Consider the following 15624-nt stretch of genomic DNA (forward strand, 5'->3'; position numbering starts at 1 on the left):
CCTGACCCATCCTCGGCGCGATCACGCGCCGGGGGTGTGATTCGCTCAATCCTTGCTCGTGGGGCCTGTCATGCGCCTGATTCATGCCTACATCAACGGCATCACCCGGCTCAACGAATTCATTGGCCGCTGGGTGGCCTATCTAATCTTCCTGATTTTCATGCTGCTGCTGCTCGAAGTCTTCATGCGCTATCTGTTCTCGAGCCCGACCTCCTGGACCAACGAACTCGGACAGATGCTGTTCGGGGCCTATGTCGTGCTGTCTGGTGGCTATGTCATGGCGCACCGGGACCACGTCAATGTGGATTTGCTCTACGCCTCCTTCGGTCCGCGCACACGCGCTTGGGTCGATATCTTCACCTCAAGCATGTTTTTCCTGTTTATGGCCGCACTGCTGTATTTCGGCAGCTCCATGGCCTGGGAGTCGGTTCAAGGCATGGAAACCTCCTACTCCGCCTGGAATCCGCCGGTCTGGCCGATCAAGGCGATGATCCCGCTCGGCACCTTGCTGTTGTTGCTGCAGGGGATCGCCAAGCTGCTGCAGGACATCCTTATTGCGCTAGGACATGAATCACCCAGCGACACCAGTCACGCGGGGGATGCGCAATGAGCATCGAAATCACCACGCTGCTGTTCTTCCTGACACTGGTCTTCTTTCTGGTACTTGGCTTGCCGCTGGCCTTTGTGTTGGGCGGTGTCTCGGTGCTGTTCCTTTACTTCACCTGGGGCGTTGACGCCTTTTATATGGTCGCCTCGCAGATGTGGGGCACCATGGAAAGCTTCACGCTGGTCGCCATTCCGCTCTTCGTATTCATGGCCATGCTGCTCGAACGAACCGGCGTAGCACGCGACCTCTATCGCATGATGCACCTGTGGTGCGGCGGCATGCGTGGCGGGCTGGCAATCGGCACGCTGGGGATCTGCGCGGTGTTCGGTGCCATGGTCGGCATCAGCGGCGCGGCGGTCGTGGCGATGGGCACTATTGCCCTGCCTGCGATGCTCGAACGCGGCTACGACAAACGGATGGTGCTTGGCTGCATCAACACCGGCGGCGGCTGGGGCATCCTGATTCCACCGAGCATCATGATGATCCTTTACGCGATGATCAGCGGCCAGTCGGTCGGCAAGATGTTCGCGGCAGGCGTCTTGCCGGGTCTGCTACTGGTCGCGCTGACCGTTACCTACGTGCTGGTGCGCTCGTTCCTGCAGCCCCATCTGGCACCCGCACTGCCTAAGGAAGAGCGAGGCAGTTGGGGCGACAAGCTGCGCGCGATACGTGCAGTGCTGCTGCCCATCGGCATCGTTGTCATGGTGCTCGGCTCGATCATTGGCGGCTTGACGACCCCGACCGAGGCAGCCGCAATGGGTGTATTCGGCGCGCTGATCTCCGCTGCCGTCTACCGCAAGCTGAACTGGCCTGTGCTGCAGGAAGCCGCCATCCGCACGTTCAAACTGACCGGCATGATCGCCTGGATCCTGTTCGCCGCCCACGCGTTCAGCTCGGCGTATCAGGGTATGGGCGCGCAGTCGCTGATCGAAGGGCTGATGATGGATCTGCCTGGGGGCCGCTGGGCCATCATCATCGTCATGATGGCGATCGTCTTTGTCATGGGCATGCTGCTCGACCCCGTCGGCATCATGCTGATCACGCTGCCGGTATTCCTGCCAATCGTCGCTTCACTCGGCTTCGATCCGATCTGGTTCGGCGTGCTGTTCGTGATCAACATGGAAATCGGCTACATGACGCCACCGTTCGGGTTCAACCTGTTCTACCTGAAAGGCATCGTGCCGCCCGGCATCACCATGAAAGACATCTACTGGTCGGTCATACCCTTCGTGATCGTCAACATCATTGGCATGGGCATCATCATGCTATTCCCGGAGATCGCAACCTACCTGCCGAATACGCTGTTCTGACGACGGGTCGCTGAAACGAAAAAGCCGGAGCGAAAGCTCCGGCTTTTTTGTGCGCTCCGGTCAGATGATATTGGCGTAATCCGCTTCGATCCGATCCAGGCTCAGGTGATTGAGGAAGTTTGAAAAACACATCCAGGCCGACAGTGCATTCAGATCCTGGAATTGCTGTGGCAGATACTTGGGCGGCACCACCATGCCCTCCTCAACCAACTGGCGCAGGGTGCGCATGTCTTCCAGCGTGGTCTTGCCACAGAACAGCAGCGGAATCTGCTCCAGCTTGCCCTTGCGCACCGCCAGCTGGATGTAGTTGTAGATCATGATGAAGCCCTTCAGATAGGACAGGTCCTTGGTGAAGGGCAAGCCATCGGGCGTCGACCCGCGGAAGACGCGGCTGGCATTGCCGTAGCTGTCTTCCTCCGAATAACCCTGCTCACGGAAGAAGCCGAACACATCCAGAAAATCCGCGCCCTCTTCGGCCATGTGGATGGCGCGGGTGCGGTTGGTGAGCTTGCGCAGGCGGGTCGGGTAAGACGCGAATGCGATGACTTCCATCAGGATTGCGAGGCCTTCCTGGGTCACCGTCGACGACGGCGGCCCCTTGGCGAGGAAGGTGCAGATCGGCTGGTTTTGCCCGTTGAGCGTGGTGCCGACATGCACCAGCCCCTCGTGGACCTCCAGCGCACGCACGTCGCGTTCGTTGAACATCGCATCGCTGCGGATTTTGATGTAGTCGGCGCCAGCGGCGGCATCAGCGAGGATGCCGTCGGACTCGAACACCCGGATCACGCCCTCGCCTTCACCGAACACCAAGTCCAGGCGACGCTGGAGCATATCCACCGCCTGCGGTGCGGTCAGGATCTTGGCTTCGTCTTTCAGGTCGCCGCGGTCGGCGATGTTGTTCAGGTAGTCGGAAAGCATCAGCCCGAGGTCGGCGAGCGTCGGATCACCGGCATGGAAGGCGTCCGAAGCGGCACCATAAAGCTCTTGGGAAATCAGGCCGAAATCGGCGGTGCCGCGGGCCTCGAGCATGCGGATCACCATGCGGTATTCCTTGCACATGCGTCGCATGATCTGCCCGACCGGGTTGAATTGCCCCAGCTGACGGGTGATGTCGCGCTCGATGTTCTGGAACTCTTCCTTCTTGGCGCTGGAATCGAAGCCCAGCGGACGGCCCTCGTAGTAGGCGCGGTCGACCTTGGGCAGCTCACGGCCGCCGGCGGCGAAAAAGCCCTGGCGGACGTTGTCGTCCCACTTCACCGCATCGAGCACCCGCACCGGGGTTTGCGCCTCGACGATGCGATCGGACAGGCCGCGCACCGTGAGTTGGTATTCATCCAGGTTGTTGCGGGTATTCATCCGTACCTCGTCAGTGATGAGCCGTCGCCTTCAAGTTATACACCAGCGGGCCATGGCAATCCGTGCCCGGTTCGCGAACGGCCCGCTAAGCGTATGGAAGTGTGTCGGCGGACATCGACCGATCTGAACCCGGCCGAAGAGGCCAGCTGGGTAACCCCAGCGATGCCGCTTAGGCCTGAGCATGACCTTGGCGGAGTTCCCCTTGTAACCCGCGCCGCGACCTCAAATCACAGCGTGGGTAAGACGGCCGCTCGACCGAACATCCGAGCGGCTGCGCGCCATGGTCAGACTTCGGGACGCATGTGCGGGAACAGGATCACGTCGCGGATCGATGGCGAGTTGGTCAGCAGCATCACCAGACGGTCGATGCCGATGCCTTCGCCCGCGGTCGGCGGCATGCCGTATTCCAGCGCACGGACGAAGTCGGCATCGAAATGCATGGCCTCGTCGTCGCCAGCGTCCTTGTCGCGGACCTGTGCATGGAAGCGCTCGGCCTGGTCTTCGGCATCGTTCAACTCGGAATAAGCGTTGGCAATTTCACGGCCGCCGATGAACAGCTCGAAGCGGTCGGTGACGCTTGGGTCGTCGTTGCTGCGACGCGCCAGCGGCGAGACTTCGAACGGATAACGGGTGATGAAGGTCGGCTGCTCCAGCTTGTGCTCGACCAACTCCTCGAAAATCATCACCTGCAGCTTGCCTAGCCCTTCGAAGCCGAGCACCTTGGCGCCGGCCTTTTTGGCGATGCCACGTGCGGTGTCGATGTCCTGCAGGTCGGCGGCGCTGATTTCGGGGTTGTACTTCAGAATCGCATCGAACACCGAGAGCCGGGCGAAGGGCTCGCCGAAGTGGAACAGCTTGTCGCCGTACGGCACATCGGTACTGCCCAGGACCAGCTGCGCCAGCTCGCGGAACAGCTCTTCGGTGAGGTCCATGTTGTCTTCGTAGTCGGCGTAGGCCTGGTAGAACTCGAGCATGGTGAATTCGGGGTTATGCCGGGTCGAAACGCCTTCGTTACGGAAGTTGCGGTTGATCTCGAAGACACGCTCGAAGCCACCGACCACCAGGCGCTTGAGGTACAGCTCCGGCGCGATACGCAGGAACATCGGCAGGTCCAGCGCATTGTGGTGAGTTTCGAACGGCTTGGCCGCGGCGCCACCGGGGATGGTCTGCAGCATCGGCGTTTCGACTTCGAGGAAGTCGCGCTCGTTGAGGAACTTGCGGATATGGCCGATCACCTGCGAACGCACGCGAAAGGTGTGGCGAGTCTCCTCGTTGACGATCAGGTCGACATAACGCTGGCGATAGCGCTGCTCGGTGTCGGTCAGGCCGTGGTGCTTGTCCGGCAGCGGGCGTAGCGATTTGGTCAGCAGGCGTACGTCGGTCATCTCGACATAAAGATCGCCCTTGCCTGAACGCGCCAGGGTGCCTTCAGCAGCGATGATGTCGCCCAGGTCCCAGTGCTTGATCGCTTCCAGGGTATCGGCCGGAAGCGTCTTGCGATTGACGTAGACCTGGATGCGCCCGGTCATGTCTTGCAGGACCATGAAGGCGCCGCGATTGAGCATGATGCGTCCGGCAACCTTTACCGGGATCGCCGCTTCAGCCAGCTCTTCCTTGGTCTTGTCGACGTACTTCTGCTGCAGGTCGTTGCAATAGCTGTCGCGACGGAAGTCGTTGGGGAAAACGTTGCCCTTGGCGCGTTCGGCAGCCAGTTTTTCCTTGCGCTGAAGGATCAGGCTGTTTTCTTCCTCGTGGATGGCGTGCTGGTTCAGCGGTTGTTCGCTCATGGTTTAAAAATGCCTAGATCGAATGAATGAATCCCGGGGAGGGTGTGTTGGAAGGCGTTTCACTTCAGCCCACCATGGCCTGCCCCTACTTTGGTGGGCTGAAGCCCACCCTACATCTGGACACTGGAACTCGAGTTGGGTGGGCCGGGCGGCGTTCCGCTTCGGCCCACCCACGCTGGCCAAGCTCAGTAGCGTTAAAGCCCTTGCTTCAGACTGGCTTCGAGGTACTGGTCGATGTCGCCGTCCAGCACCTTCTGGCAGTCGCTACGTTCCACGCCGGTACGCAAATCCTTGATGCGCGAGTCGTCGAGCACATAGGAGCGAATCTGATGACCCCAGCCGATATCGGATTTGGTGTCTTCCAGCGCCTGGGAGGCCGCGTTGCGCTTCTGCATTTCCTGCTCGTACAACCGGGCCCGCAGCATTTTCATGGCGGTGTCCTTGTTGGCGTGCTGGGAGCGCTCGTTCTGGCAGGCCACCACCGTGTTGGTTGGTACGTGGGTAATACGTACCGCCGAGTCGGTGGTGTTGACGTGCTGACCACCGGCACCGGAAGAGCGGTAGGTGTCGATGCGCAGGTCGGCCGGATTGATGTCGATCTCGACCCTGTCGTCGATCTCGGGCGAGACGAACACTGCTGAGAATGAGGTGTGGCGGCGGGCGCCAGAGTCGAACGGGCTCTTGCGCACCAGGCGGTGCACGCCGATCTCGGTGCGCAACCAACCAAAGGCGTACTCGCCTTTGATGTGCACAGTGGCGCCCTTGATACCGGCGACTTCGCCCTCGGACAGCTCGACAATCTCGGCGCTGAAACCGCGCTTGTCGGCCCAGCGCAGGTACATGCGCAGCAGGATGTTGGCCCAGTCCTGGGCTTCGGTGCCGCCGGAACCGGCTTGGATGTCGAGGTAGGCGTTGTTGGGGTCCATTTCGCCGCTGAACATGCGACGGAATTCCAGCCCTTCGAGGATGCCGCGCAGGCGGTCGAGTTCGGCGGCGACATCGTCCACGGCGCTCTGGTCGTCTTCTTCGACAGCCATGTCGAGCAGGTCGCGGGAATCGGCCAGGCCACCCTCGAGGTCGTCGATGGTCTCGACGATCTGCGCCAGGGTGGCGCGCTCGCGGCCCAGGTTCTGGGCGTACTCAGGTTTGTTCCAGACGTTCGGGTCTTCGAGTTCGCGGTTTACTTCGACGAGACGATCATGCTTCTGATCGTAGTCAAAGATACCCCCGAATTGACTGGGTGCGCTCGGACAGGTCCTTGATGCTGTTGAGGATCGGGTTGATTTCCATAGGTCGGCAGCTCTCAATCGGACGGTGCGAAAAGCCGGCGATTATAGCGCAGCAGGCCGCCGCTGACAGCCCACACGGGACCGCCGGAGCGGCAAAAGTCAAGCGGACTTAGTTTAGGAACGAGCGGAGGCGGCCCAGTGACCGCCCCGCATGCGGTCAGGCGGAGACGCCGCGCACTTGGCTTTCCAGCTCGGCCTTCAGCCCCGCATCGAGTTTCAACTGGCGGGCCAGTTCGTCCAGGTAGGCACGCTCCATGAACTGTTCCTCGTCCACCATCAGCACGCTGGCGATATACATCTCCGACGCCATTTCGGGCGTGGTAGCAGCCGCGGCGACGTCTACCGGATCGAGTGGTTTGTTCAGCTCGGCTTCAAGCCAATGCTGCAAAGCTGGGTCATCAGTGAGCTGGGCCAGTTCAGCCTCAATCATCTTGCGTTCCTGCTCGTCGACGTGTCCATCGGCTTTGGCCGCGGCGACCAGCGCCTTGAGGATGCCCCGGCTGTGCTCTTCCACTTGCTCGGGTGGCAGCCGGTCCACGGTCTTTGGCTCGGTCTGAACGGGGTTCGGCTGATTCACCCCAGCCCCACCCTGCTGCGCCTGTTGTGCCTGCCAGTTGCCGTAGGCTTTGTAGGCCAGCATGCCGAGCGCGGCCAGCCCGCCATAGGTGACGGCCTTGCCACCCATGCGACGCCCTCGTCGGCTACCGAGCAACATGCCAAGCGCGCCGGTTGCCAGCGCACCTTTCCCACCGCCGCCCGCACCTCCGAGCAAGCTGCCGAGTGGTCCGCCTGCGCCGGAAAGCATGTCACCGAGCGAGCCGCTGCTGCTGCCCTTCGGAGCGCCTGGAGGCGTAACGAAGTTCTGCTGTTTTTGTAGAAGGTCCTGCCCAGACTTGAGCAGCTGATCGAGCAAACCGGAGGCTTTCATAATATTTCCTGCTTACGAATGGAGGGGTTAGTCGAGCGAATCGGGGACCTGCCGGATCGGCGTATTACGATGGGCTGCACGTACATATTGGGCAGGCCAGGGCACCGAGTTATCACCCAGATCTTCGGCCGCATGCAGCGGCCAGTAAGGGTCGCGCAGCAGCTCGCGGGCGAGCAGGATCAGGTCCGCCTGACCTGTGCGCAGAATGTGTTCGGCCTGGACCGCCTCGGTGATCATGCCGACCGTGCCAGTGGCGATACCCGCTTCGCGGCGGACCTGCTCGGCAAACTGGGTTTGATAACCCGGCCCAACGGGAATCTCGGCGTTGACCGCTGTACCGCCGGACGATACGTCGATCAAGTCGACGCCCAGCGTCTTCAGCCGACGCGCCAGTTCGACGGTTTCTTCCGAATTCCATCCGTCCTGAACCCAGTCGGTTGCCGACAGGCGAACGAATAGCGGCAGCTCCTCCGGCCATACGGTGCGCACCGCCTGGGTAACCTCCAGTAGCAGCCGAATGCGGTTTTCAAACGAACCGCCATAGCCATCCTGACGCTGGTTGGAAAGCGGTGAGAGAAACTGATGCAGCAAGTAGCCGTGGGCGGCGTGTATCTCTGCGATCTTGAAGCCCGCCGCCAGGGAACGCTCGGCGGCACGAACGAATGCCTGGATGACGTCTGCGATCCCTGCGTCATCGAGCGCAGTGGGCACCGCATGCTCCGGGTCGAAGGCAATGGTCGACGGCCCCACCGGTGTCCAGCCTCCAGCGGCGATGGGAACGCTACCGTGGCGTCCTAGCCACGGCTGCCAGGTGCTGGCCTTGCGGCCAGCATGCGCCAGCTGAATGCCCGCGACCGAACCCTGAGCCTCGATGAAGCGCGTAATACGCCGCAGCGGCTCCACGTGCTCATCCGACCATATGCCCAGATCCTCTGGCGAAATCCGCCCGTTGGCTGTAACTGCAGTTGCCTCGATAATCACCAGCCCCGCGCCACCCACCGCACGACTGCCCAGATGCACCAGATGCCAATCGTTGGCCATGCCAGCCTTAGCCGAGTACTGGCACATGGGCGATACGGCAATACGATTGGGCAGGGTCAGCTGGCGCAGGGTGAGCGGCTGGAAGAGCTGTGTCATGGAAACCTCGACTGCATGGGATGCGTTTTGGACATCCTTCAGTACAGACTGTTTCGGTGACTTTGCTCGGCTTGGACTGTGTTTGCCGAAGAATCGGTGACGGGGTGTTGCAAGCTGTGCGCGAGCGAAATCCCGTCACCGGTGCGGCGCAACGCCCGCACAACGTGAAGATGCATCCGGGGCGGCGTCGCGCGCAACGTTGGCTAATGCCGCGGGCTTCGGGCTCCAGCTTGTCTAGAAAGAGTTAGAGCATCAGAAGATCGGCTTGCCCGCCCCGATCAACCAATGCTTTCAGTTACGCCGCCTCAACCTCGACCGGCACACCATTGAGCGCTGCGTTTCCAGACAAGGCATCGAGCTGGCGCTCATCGGTAAGGTCGTTGGCACTGGCGCCCGGCTGACGATTGGCGATCTCCAGCTGGACGCCGGGACGACCATGGCCCCAGCCATGCGGCAGGCTGACCACACCGGGCATCATCTCGTCGCTGGTGGCGACTTCAACTTCGATCATGCCAACCCGCGAGCGCACCCGCACGCGCTGACCGTCATGCAGTCCCAGCCGACTCAAATCTGCCCGATTCATCAGCAGTTGATGACGCGGCTTACCCTTCACCAGACGGTGATAGTTGTGCATCCAGGAGTTATTGCTGCGCACATGACGGCGCCCAATCAGCAACAACTGACCGGCAGGCACACTGGTCGCCGCAGCGAAACGCTGGAGATCACCGAGGAACAGCGATGGCGCCACCTGGACCCGCTGCCCCTCGGTTTTCAAGCGGCTGGCCAGATTCGGCTTCAGCGCACCGAGATCGAGCCCGTGCGGATAGTCGCGCAGCTTGGAGAGGCTCAAGTTGAGCTCGCTTTGTTCGCCATACGGGCCGGCGCGCAAGCCACGGTCAATCATCTGATCTGGCGCCATGGTGGGCTTGAGCTCAGCGCCGACCCGCGCTGCGAAGGCCCGGGCCAGACCGACGAAGATTTCCCAGTCATGCAGCGCACCCGCCGGCTTGCGGAGGACCGGCTCGTTGAAGCGGGTAACGTTGCGCACGGCGAAGACGTTGAAGGTAGTGTCGTAGTGATCATGCTCCAGCGGCGCTGTCGGCGGCAGGATCAGGTCGGCGTAGCGGGTGGTTTCGTTGATGTAAAAATCGACGCTGAGCATGAACTCCAATCCGTCCAGCGCCTGTTCCATTTTTCGCCCGTTCGGCGTGGAAAGCACCGGGTTGCCGGCAACGGTGACCAGCGCCCGAATCTGTCCTTCCCCTTCGGTGAGCATTTCTTCGGCCAATGCTGATACCGGCAACTCGCCACCGTATTCCGGCAGGCCCGATACGCGGCTCTGCCAGCGGTTGAAGTGCCCACCTGAGGTGTTCGCGACCAGGTCCACCGCCGGCTCCGTGCAAAGCGCGCCGCCCACACGATCCAGGTTGCCTGTCACCAGGTTGATCGACTGCACGAGCCACTGACACAGCGTCCCGAACGCCTGAGTCGAGACGCCCATCCGCCCGTAGCAGACCGCCTTGTCTGCGGCAGCGAAGTCCCGCGCCAGTTGTCGAATCTGCTCTGCCGGCACGCCGCAGCGCGGCCCCATCGCTTCCGCAGTGAACGGCGTAACCGCGGCTTGGAGTTCATCCAGCCCCTCTACCGGAAGATGGCTGGCACGTGTCAGGCCTTCATCGAACAACGTATTGAGCAAGCCGAACAGCAACGCCGCATCTTCACCCGGGCGGACGAACACATGCTGATCGGCAATAGCGGCGGTTTCACTACGGCGCGGATCGACTACCACCAGCTTGCCGCCGCGCGCCTGCACGGCCTTGAGGCGCTTTTCCACGTCTGGGACGGTCATGATGCTGCCGTTGGAGGCCAGCGGATTGCCACCGAGAATGAGCATGAAATCCGTATGGTCGATGTCGGGAATCGGGATTAGCAGGCCGTGGCCGTACATCATCAGACTGGTCAGGTGGTGGGGCAGCTGATCGACCGAGGTGGCGGAGAAGCGATTGCGGGTTTTCAGCTGACCGAGAAAATAGTTGCTGTGGGTCATCAGCCCGTAGTTGTGCACGCTGGGGTTGCCCTGGTAGACCGCCACGGCGTTATTGCCATGCCGCTCGCGGATCTCAGCCAGGCGCTCGGCGACCAGCGCAAACGCCTCGTCCCACTCGATCGCCTGCCACTCGTTGCCGACACGACGCATCGGATGGCGCAGGCGGTCCGGATCGTTCTGGATGTCCTGCAACGCGACGGCCTTGGGGCAGATGTGACCGCGACTGAAGCTGTCCTGAGCGTCGCCTTTGATGGAGACGATCTGCTCATCGCGGGTTTCGATGGTCAGGCCACAGATAGCCTCGCACAGGTGGCAGGCACGGTGGTGCTGGGTCGTTTCGCTCATCGCAGGCTCCGGAGGATTGTTCTTGTAATCCAATCACTCTAGGCCGGAGCCAGGCCGGCGCCAATCATGCACGTCGTGGCATATATGGGGCGATTCAGATAACCGATCTTCGTCAGCTGCCCGTTACCCTTGGAGCGAGAGCAGCCTTTCTGCCGGAGACATCCCAACACCGAGCCACCGACAAGCTGGCAGCATCGATGTGGAGCGAGCCGCTATCCGGCGCGCGAGGATACGAATGCACTCTTCGTCGATGTCGCGCTCCATGTCGTTGATCTGCTCATCCACGTCGCGCACCTGCTGCGCGAGCCCGGAATTGGCATTGATCAGCGCGTTGTAGGAGCGAGCTTGCTCGCGATCAAGGCCTCCACGCAGCAGAAACTCACCTAAGGCTCCTGAGCCTCTACATGCCCAGCGGGCAGATTCGATCGGTCAGCGCGCCGCTATATGCGCCACAAGTAGCTGCACGCTTTCCCGACCGCGAAACTCGTTCACATCCAACTTGTAGGCCAGATCGGCCCAGCGCACTGTGGGGTTGGGCCAAAGCTCGCGATCGATGTTGAAGGCGATGCCATCGAGGGTCAGCGAGCCGCATTCGCTCTTGAGCACCATCTTCAGGTGCTTCTCGCCGACCAGTCGCTGCTGCACCAGCTGGAACACCCCGTGAAACACCGGCTCGGGAAAGTGCTGCCCCCAGGGCCCGGCATTGCGCAACGCCTTGGCCAACTCCAGATGGAACTCCTCAATGCTCAGCTGCCCATCGGTTAACAGTCGCCCGGTGAGGTCGTCTTCGCACAGCTGACGCCGCACCTCAGCGTCGAAGGCCGCCGCGAACGCACCGAAATTCGCTTCCGGCAACGACAGACCAGCCGCCATCGCGTGGCCGCCGAACTTGCTGATCAGGCCGGGATGGCGCGCCGCGACAGCATCCAGTGCATCACGGATATGAAAGCCCGGCACCGAACGCGCGGAGCCTTTCAGCACGCCCTCGCCAGCGTCGGCAAAGGCGATGGTCGGACGGTGATAGCGTTCCTTGAGCCGTGAAGCGAGGATGCCGATTACGCCCTGGTGCCAGTCCGGTTCGAACAGGCAGAGGCCAAATGGCATGTCTTCGAGTGGCAAATCCTTCAACTGCGCCAGCGCCTCGCGCTGCATGCCCTGCTCGATACCCTTGCGGTCCTGGTTGAGCTGATCGAGCTGAACGGCCATGTCGCGCGCCAGTGTTTCGTCTTCACAAAGCAGGCATTCGATACCCAGCGCCATGTCGTCCAGCCGCCCCGCTGCGTTCAATCGCGGGCCAAGGATGAAGCCAAGATCAGTCGAGGTGATGCGGCTATGATCGCGCCCGGCGACCTCCAGAATTGCCCTTAACCCGGGCCGTGCACGACCAGCACGGATCCGAGCCAAACCTTGATGAACGAGGATTCGATTGTTCGCGTCCAGCGGCACCACATCGGCAACGCTGCCGAGCGCAACCAAGTCCAGCAGCTCGGCCAGGTTCGGCTCGGCCCAGCCATTGCGGGTAAACCAGCCTCTATCACGTAGCGCGGCGCGCAAGGCCAGCAGCACATAAAAAATTACCCCGACCCCGGCGATGCACTTGCTCGGGAAGGCGCATTCCGGCTGATTGGGGTTGACGATGGCATCGGCCGCCGGCAGTTCTGCGCCCGGCAGGTGATGGTCGGTCACCAGCACCTTGAGCCCCGCCGCTTTGGCCGCCGCGACGCCATCCACGCTGGAGATGCCGTTGTCCACGGTCACCAGCAGATCAGGCTGGCGCTCGAGGGCGACAGCAACGATTTCCGGCGTCAGGCCGTAGCCGTACTCGAAGCGATTGGGCACCAGATAATCTACATGCGCTGCGCCCAGCTGGCGCAGCCCCAGCACACCCACCGTACTGGCGGTGGCGCCGTCGGCATCGAAGTCGCCAACGAAGAGGATGCGCTGGCGGGCCTCCAGCGCATCGACCAGCAATACCACGGCGGCATCGATGCCCTTGAGCTGGCCATAGGGGATCAACCGCGCCAGGCCCTTGTCCAGCTCGCTGATCGACTGCACACCACGGGCTGCGTAGAGACGCGTCAGCAGCGGCGGCAGGTCGCCCAGGTCGGGGAGCTGTTCGGGAAGAGGACGGGGTTCGATGCGCATCTGTTGATTATCCAGTGCAACTGAAGTGAGTGACATTGATGTAGCGAGCGGGGCCGGGCAGCCAAACGCAGGACGTGGCAGACGCGACTGGCAGGGTCGGCTATTGACGCAAAGGGCCAGACAGTCGCAGCGGGAAGCGCTGACGCGACCTGCGCCGCTTGGACCGGCCGCAAGCATACAGGAATGAAATGTTGCCGGGCCGCCCGCCGACGTGTGCCCAATGATCAGCAATCGCAGATCAATGCTTTATCATCGTGGCGACCGCACTAGGCCATACGAAACCCGCCATTACCCCGGAGACCGCCATGAAGCGCCTGCTACTTAATTGCGATATCGGCGAAAGTTTCGGGGCCTGGACGATGGGCTTGGACGCCGAGGTCATGCCCTTCATCGATTGCGCCAACATCGCCTGCGGCTTTCACGCGTCGGACCCGCAGATCATGCGCCGCACCGTCGCCTTGGCAACGCAACATGAGGTGAAGATCGGCGCGCACCCCGCCTACCCCGATTTGGTCGGCTTCGGTCGGCGCTCCATGGCCTGCAGCCCGGATGAAGTAGAGAACATGCTGCTCTATCAGATCGGCGCACTGGACGGCATCTGCCGCGCCGAAGGCACTCAGGTTCGCTACGTCAAACCGCACGGCGCGCTCTACAACGACATGATGCGCAAGCCCGAACTGCTCCGCGCGGTGATGAAAGCCGTGATCGCCTACTCGCCGGCGCTGCCCTTGATGCTGATGTCCACTCGTGCCAACAGCACTGCCCAGATGCTAGCCGACGAGCTTGGTGTGACCCTGTGGTTCGAAGTGTTCGCCGACCGCGCCTACGACCCGGACGGCATGCTGATCTCTCGCAGTCAGCCCGGCGCCGTTCATCACGACGCCGATATAGTCGCATCCCAAGCCTTACGCCTGGCTAAAGGCGAAGCACTTACCGCCAGCGACGGCAGCGCGCTGGTGCTGCGCGCCGACAGCCTCTGCGTACATGGGGACAACGCCGGCTCCGTCGCCGCAGTCCAGCGGATACGCCAGACACTCCAGAGCCTGGCAGGATGAAGCCACGAATCGAAGTGGTCGGCATCGATTGTCTGATGCTGCGCCTGTTCGACGAGATCGACGAAACCCACATGCCGTGGCTACTCGCAGCGGCCCGGCGGCTACGCGAGGCTTTCGGTGGGGCGCTGCTAGATCTCGTGCCCTCCTACACAACCTTGCTGGTGCATTACGACCTGAGCCAACTGGATGATGATCAGGCGCGTCAGCGAGTGGCTGAAGCGCTGCATGATCTGCAGCCGGATACAGGCGGACAGGTACGCGAACTGAACATTCCGGTGTGGTACGACCCGAGCGTCGGACCTGAACTGGAGGTATTGGGCCGACGCAGCGGGCTCGGCACGGCAGGCGTGATCGAAAGGCATAGCGCGCGCACCTATCAGGTCTTTGCGCTCGGCTTTGCACCGGGCTTCGCCTTCATGGGCTTGGTCGACGAACGCCTCGCCAGCCCGCGCCTGCAAACGCCGCGTAAACGAGTGCCAGCCGGCAGCCTGGGGATCGCCGATCGCCAGACGGCCATTTACCCGCTGGTATCGCCAGGCGGCTGGAACCTCATAGGACGCAGCCCAACTCGCCTGTTTGACCGGGAGTTGGACGGCTACAGCATCTGGCAACCCGGTGACCGGGTCTGTTTCCAACCCATTGATCGCGCCGAATTCCTGCGGCTTGGCGGGGACGACACGCCCTACGAGGAAGCGCCATGAGCCTGTTGATCGAGCGCAGCGGCGCCCTGGCCAGTCTGCAGGACGGCGGTCGATTTGGCGTTCGTCATCTGGGCGTGACTCAGGGTGGCGCTGCCGATTGGGTGTCGCAAGCATCGGCCAACTGGCTGCTGGGTAATCCGCTTCAGGCCGCGACAGTGGAAATCACCCTGGGCAATCTTGTTCTGCTTGCTGAAGCGGACGGCTACCTGGCCTTGTGCGGCGCCGACCTCGCCGCAACACTGGAAGACAAACCCATCACGCCAGGACGCAACTTCAACATCCGCAAGGGCCAGCGCCTGCGTTTCGGCGCGCCGCAGCTGGGCGCGCGCGCCTATCTCGCCGCCCCCGGCGGATTCACGGCGCCGCAACTTCTGGGCAGCTGCGCCACGGTACGCAGAGAGGGACTCGGCGGCTTGCACGGCAATGGCCAGCCACTGGTTACAGGCGACCTTCTGGCCTGGAATGGCGCCCTAGCTAGCAAGCGCGAATTGAGGCCTGAACAGACCCCAGCACTGTTTACCGAAACCCAGCTCCATGTCGTGTTAGGGGCGCAGATCGGAGACTTCAGCGGCCAGAGCCTGTTCGAGGCGTTCAATTGTTCATGGACAGTGGATCAGCGTGCCGACCGCATGGGCATTCGTCTGCTAGGGCCAATGCTGCGCTGTTCACGGCAAACGATGATTTCAGAAGGCGTGCCGCTGGGCGCCATCCAGGTCCCGCCAGATGGCCAGCCCATCGTATTGCTCAATGACCGGCAGACGATTGGCGGCTACCCGAGACTGGGAGCGCTGACACCACTTGCGGTCGCACGCCTGGCGCAGTGCCTGCCAGGCACCGAGGTGCAATTGAAACCGGTGGCACTGCAAGCCGCGCAACGCGAGCAACGGCTGTTGCTCGCCCAGTGGCACTAACGGCGT

At 62.1% G+C, this 15624-nt stretch carries 12 protein-coding genes and 1 pseudogene; 5 read left to right on the forward strand and 8 right to left on the reverse strand.

Annotated elements, in window-relative coordinates:
* Positions 1-70 precede the first annotated feature (70 nt).
* Positions 71-610 carry a TRAP transporter small permease subunit gene (locus ACQKIK_RS12990; RefSeq protein ID WP_045425359.1) on the forward strand — a complete coding sequence of 180 codons (540 nt, stop codon included), beginning with the start codon at positions 71-73 and terminating at the stop codon, positions 608-610.
* On the forward strand, positions 607-1917 hold the full coding sequence (locus ACQKIK_RS12995; RefSeq protein ID WP_045425356.1) for a TRAP transporter large permease: 1311 nt from the start codon (positions 607-609) through the stop codon (positions 1915-1917). Before ACQKIK_RS12990 ends, ACQKIK_RS12995 begins: the two co-directional genes overlap by 4 nt.
* Before the next feature lie 60 nt (positions 1918-1977).
* On the opposite strand, the gene ACQKIK_RS13000 is transcribed toward ACQKIK_RS12995, so the two are convergent.
* The 8 genes and pseudogenes from ACQKIK_RS13000 to recJ all read right to left on the reverse strand — a co-directional run bounded on the left by ACQKIK_RS13000 (position 1978) and on the right by recJ (position 12951).
* A complete protein-coding gene (locus tag ACQKIK_RS13000) occupies positions 1978-3273 on the reverse strand; it encodes a flavohemoglobin expression-modulating QEGLA motif protein (RefSeq protein ID WP_045425353.1) in 1296 nt (431 codons plus the stop codon).
* A gap of 284 nt (positions 3274-3557) precedes the next feature.
* Complete coding sequence (gene lysS / locus ACQKIK_RS13005) at positions 3558-5060, reverse strand: lysine--tRNA ligase (RefSeq protein WP_463308585.1); 1503 nt, start codon at positions 5058-5060, stop codon at positions 3558-3560.
* A 194-nt stretch (positions 5061-5254) separates the two neighbouring features.
* Positions 5255-6350 (reverse strand): peptide chain release factor 2 gene (gene prfB, locus ACQKIK_RS13010; protein ID WP_101153256.1). Its coding sequence is split into 2 segments (ribosomal slippage): positions 5255-6277 and positions 6279-6350, totalling 1095 coding nucleotides; the frame shifts between segments, so codons are not numbered across the junction.
* A 156-nt stretch (positions 6351-6506) separates the two neighbouring features.
* Positions 6507-7277, reverse strand: a complete 771-nt coding sequence (locus tag ACQKIK_RS13015) for a tellurite resistance TerB family protein (RefSeq protein WP_499136245.1) — start codon at positions 7275-7277, stop codon at positions 6507-6509.
* A 27-nt stretch (positions 7278-7304) separates the two neighbouring features.
* Positions 7305-8414, reverse strand: a complete 1110-nt coding sequence (locus ACQKIK_RS13020) for an NADH:flavin oxidoreductase/NADH oxidase (protein WP_463308587.1) — start codon at positions 8412-8414, stop codon at positions 7305-7307.
* A gap of 295 nt (positions 8415-8709) precedes the next feature.
* Positions 8710-10806, reverse strand: a complete 2097-nt coding sequence (locus ACQKIK_RS13025; RefSeq protein ID WP_499136246.1) for a molybdopterin oxidoreductase family protein — start codon at positions 10804-10806, stop codon at positions 8710-8712.
* Positions 10807-11007: 201 nt separating this feature from the next.
* Positions 11008-11181, reverse strand: a pseudogene (locus ACQKIK_RS13030) (PhoU domain-containing protein); the annotation flags it as partial.
* 54 nt (positions 11182-11235) lie between these two features.
* Positions 11236-12951 carry a single-stranded-DNA-specific exonuclease RecJ gene (recJ, locus tag ACQKIK_RS13035; protein ID WP_499136247.1) on the reverse strand — a complete coding sequence of 572 codons (1716 nt, stop codon included), beginning with the start codon at positions 12949-12951 and terminating at the stop codon, positions 11236-11238.
* Positions 12952-13256: 305 nt separating this feature from the next.
* Between recJ and ACQKIK_RS13040 the strand changes: the two genes are divergently transcribed.
* From ACQKIK_RS13040 to ACQKIK_RS13050, 3 genes are read left to right on the forward strand one after another with little or no spacing between them, the layout of a single operon-like run.
* Entirely contained in the window at positions 13257-14006 is a 750-nt protein-coding gene (locus ACQKIK_RS13040; protein WP_463285964.1) for a 5-oxoprolinase subunit PxpA, read from the forward strand.
* Positions 14003-14707: a 5-oxoprolinase subunit PxpB gene (pxpB, locus tag ACQKIK_RS13045; protein WP_499136248.1), complete on the forward strand. Its 705-nt coding sequence runs from the start codon at positions 14003-14005 to the stop codon at positions 14705-14707. The genes ACQKIK_RS13040 and pxpB overlap by 4 nt, the downstream gene beginning before the upstream one ends.
* Complete coding sequence (locus ACQKIK_RS13050) at positions 14704-15618, forward strand: 5-oxoprolinase subunit C family protein (protein WP_499136249.1); 915 nt, start codon at positions 14704-14706, stop codon at positions 15616-15618. The genes pxpB and ACQKIK_RS13050 overlap by 4 nt, the downstream gene beginning before the upstream one ends.
* Positions 15619-15624 lie beyond the last annotated feature (6 nt).

This window comes from Pseudomonas sp. NPDC047961 (assembly GCF_050272435.1).
In the GTDB taxonomy this organism is placed as follows: Bacteria; Pseudomonadota; Gammaproteobacteria; order Pseudomonadales; family Pseudomonadaceae; genus Stutzerimonas.

Bases quoted from the DNA above. Each gene is read 5' to 3' on its own strand.
- lysS (WP_463308585.1), bottom strand. From the start codon at position 5,060: ATGAGCGAACAACCGCTGAACCAGCACGCCATCCACGAGGAAGAAAAC.
- recJ (WP_499136247.1), bottom strand. From the start codon at position 12,951: ATGCGCATCGAACCCCGTCCTCTTCCCGAACAGCTCCCCGACCTGGGC.
- ACQKIK_RS12995 (WP_045425356.1), top strand. From the start codon at position 607: ATGAGCATCGAAATCACCACGCTGCTGTTCTTCCTGACACTGGTCTTC.
- ACQKIK_RS13020 (WP_463308587.1), bottom strand. From the start codon at position 8,414: ATGACACAGCTCTTCCAGCCGCTCACCCTGCGCCAGCTGACCCTGCCC.
- ACQKIK_RS13015 (WP_499136245.1), bottom strand. From the start codon at position 7,277: ATGAAAGCCTCCGGTTTGCTCGATCAGCTGCTCAAGTCTGGGCAGGAC.
- ACQKIK_RS13025 (WP_499136246.1), bottom strand. From the start codon at position 10,806: ATGAGCGAAACGACCCAGCACCACCGTGCCTGCCACCTGTGCGAGGCT.
- ACQKIK_RS13040 (WP_463285964.1), top strand. From the start codon at position 13,257: ATGAAGCGCCTGCTACTTAATTGCGATATCGGCGAAAGTTTCGGGGCC.
- pxpB (WP_499136248.1), top strand. From the start codon at position 14,003: ATGAAGCCACGAATCGAAGTGGTCGGCATCGATTGTCTGATGCTGCGC.
- ACQKIK_RS12990 (WP_045425359.1), top strand. From the start codon at position 71: ATGCGCCTGATTCATGCCTACATCAACGGCATCACCCGGCTCAACGAA.
- ACQKIK_RS13000 (WP_045425353.1), bottom strand. From the start codon at position 3,273: ATGAATACCCGCAACAACCTGGATGAATACCAACTCACGGTGCGCGGC.
- ACQKIK_RS13050 (WP_499136249.1), top strand. From the start codon at position 14,704: ATGAGCCTGTTGATCGAGCGCAGCGGCGCCCTGGCCAGTCTGCAGGAC.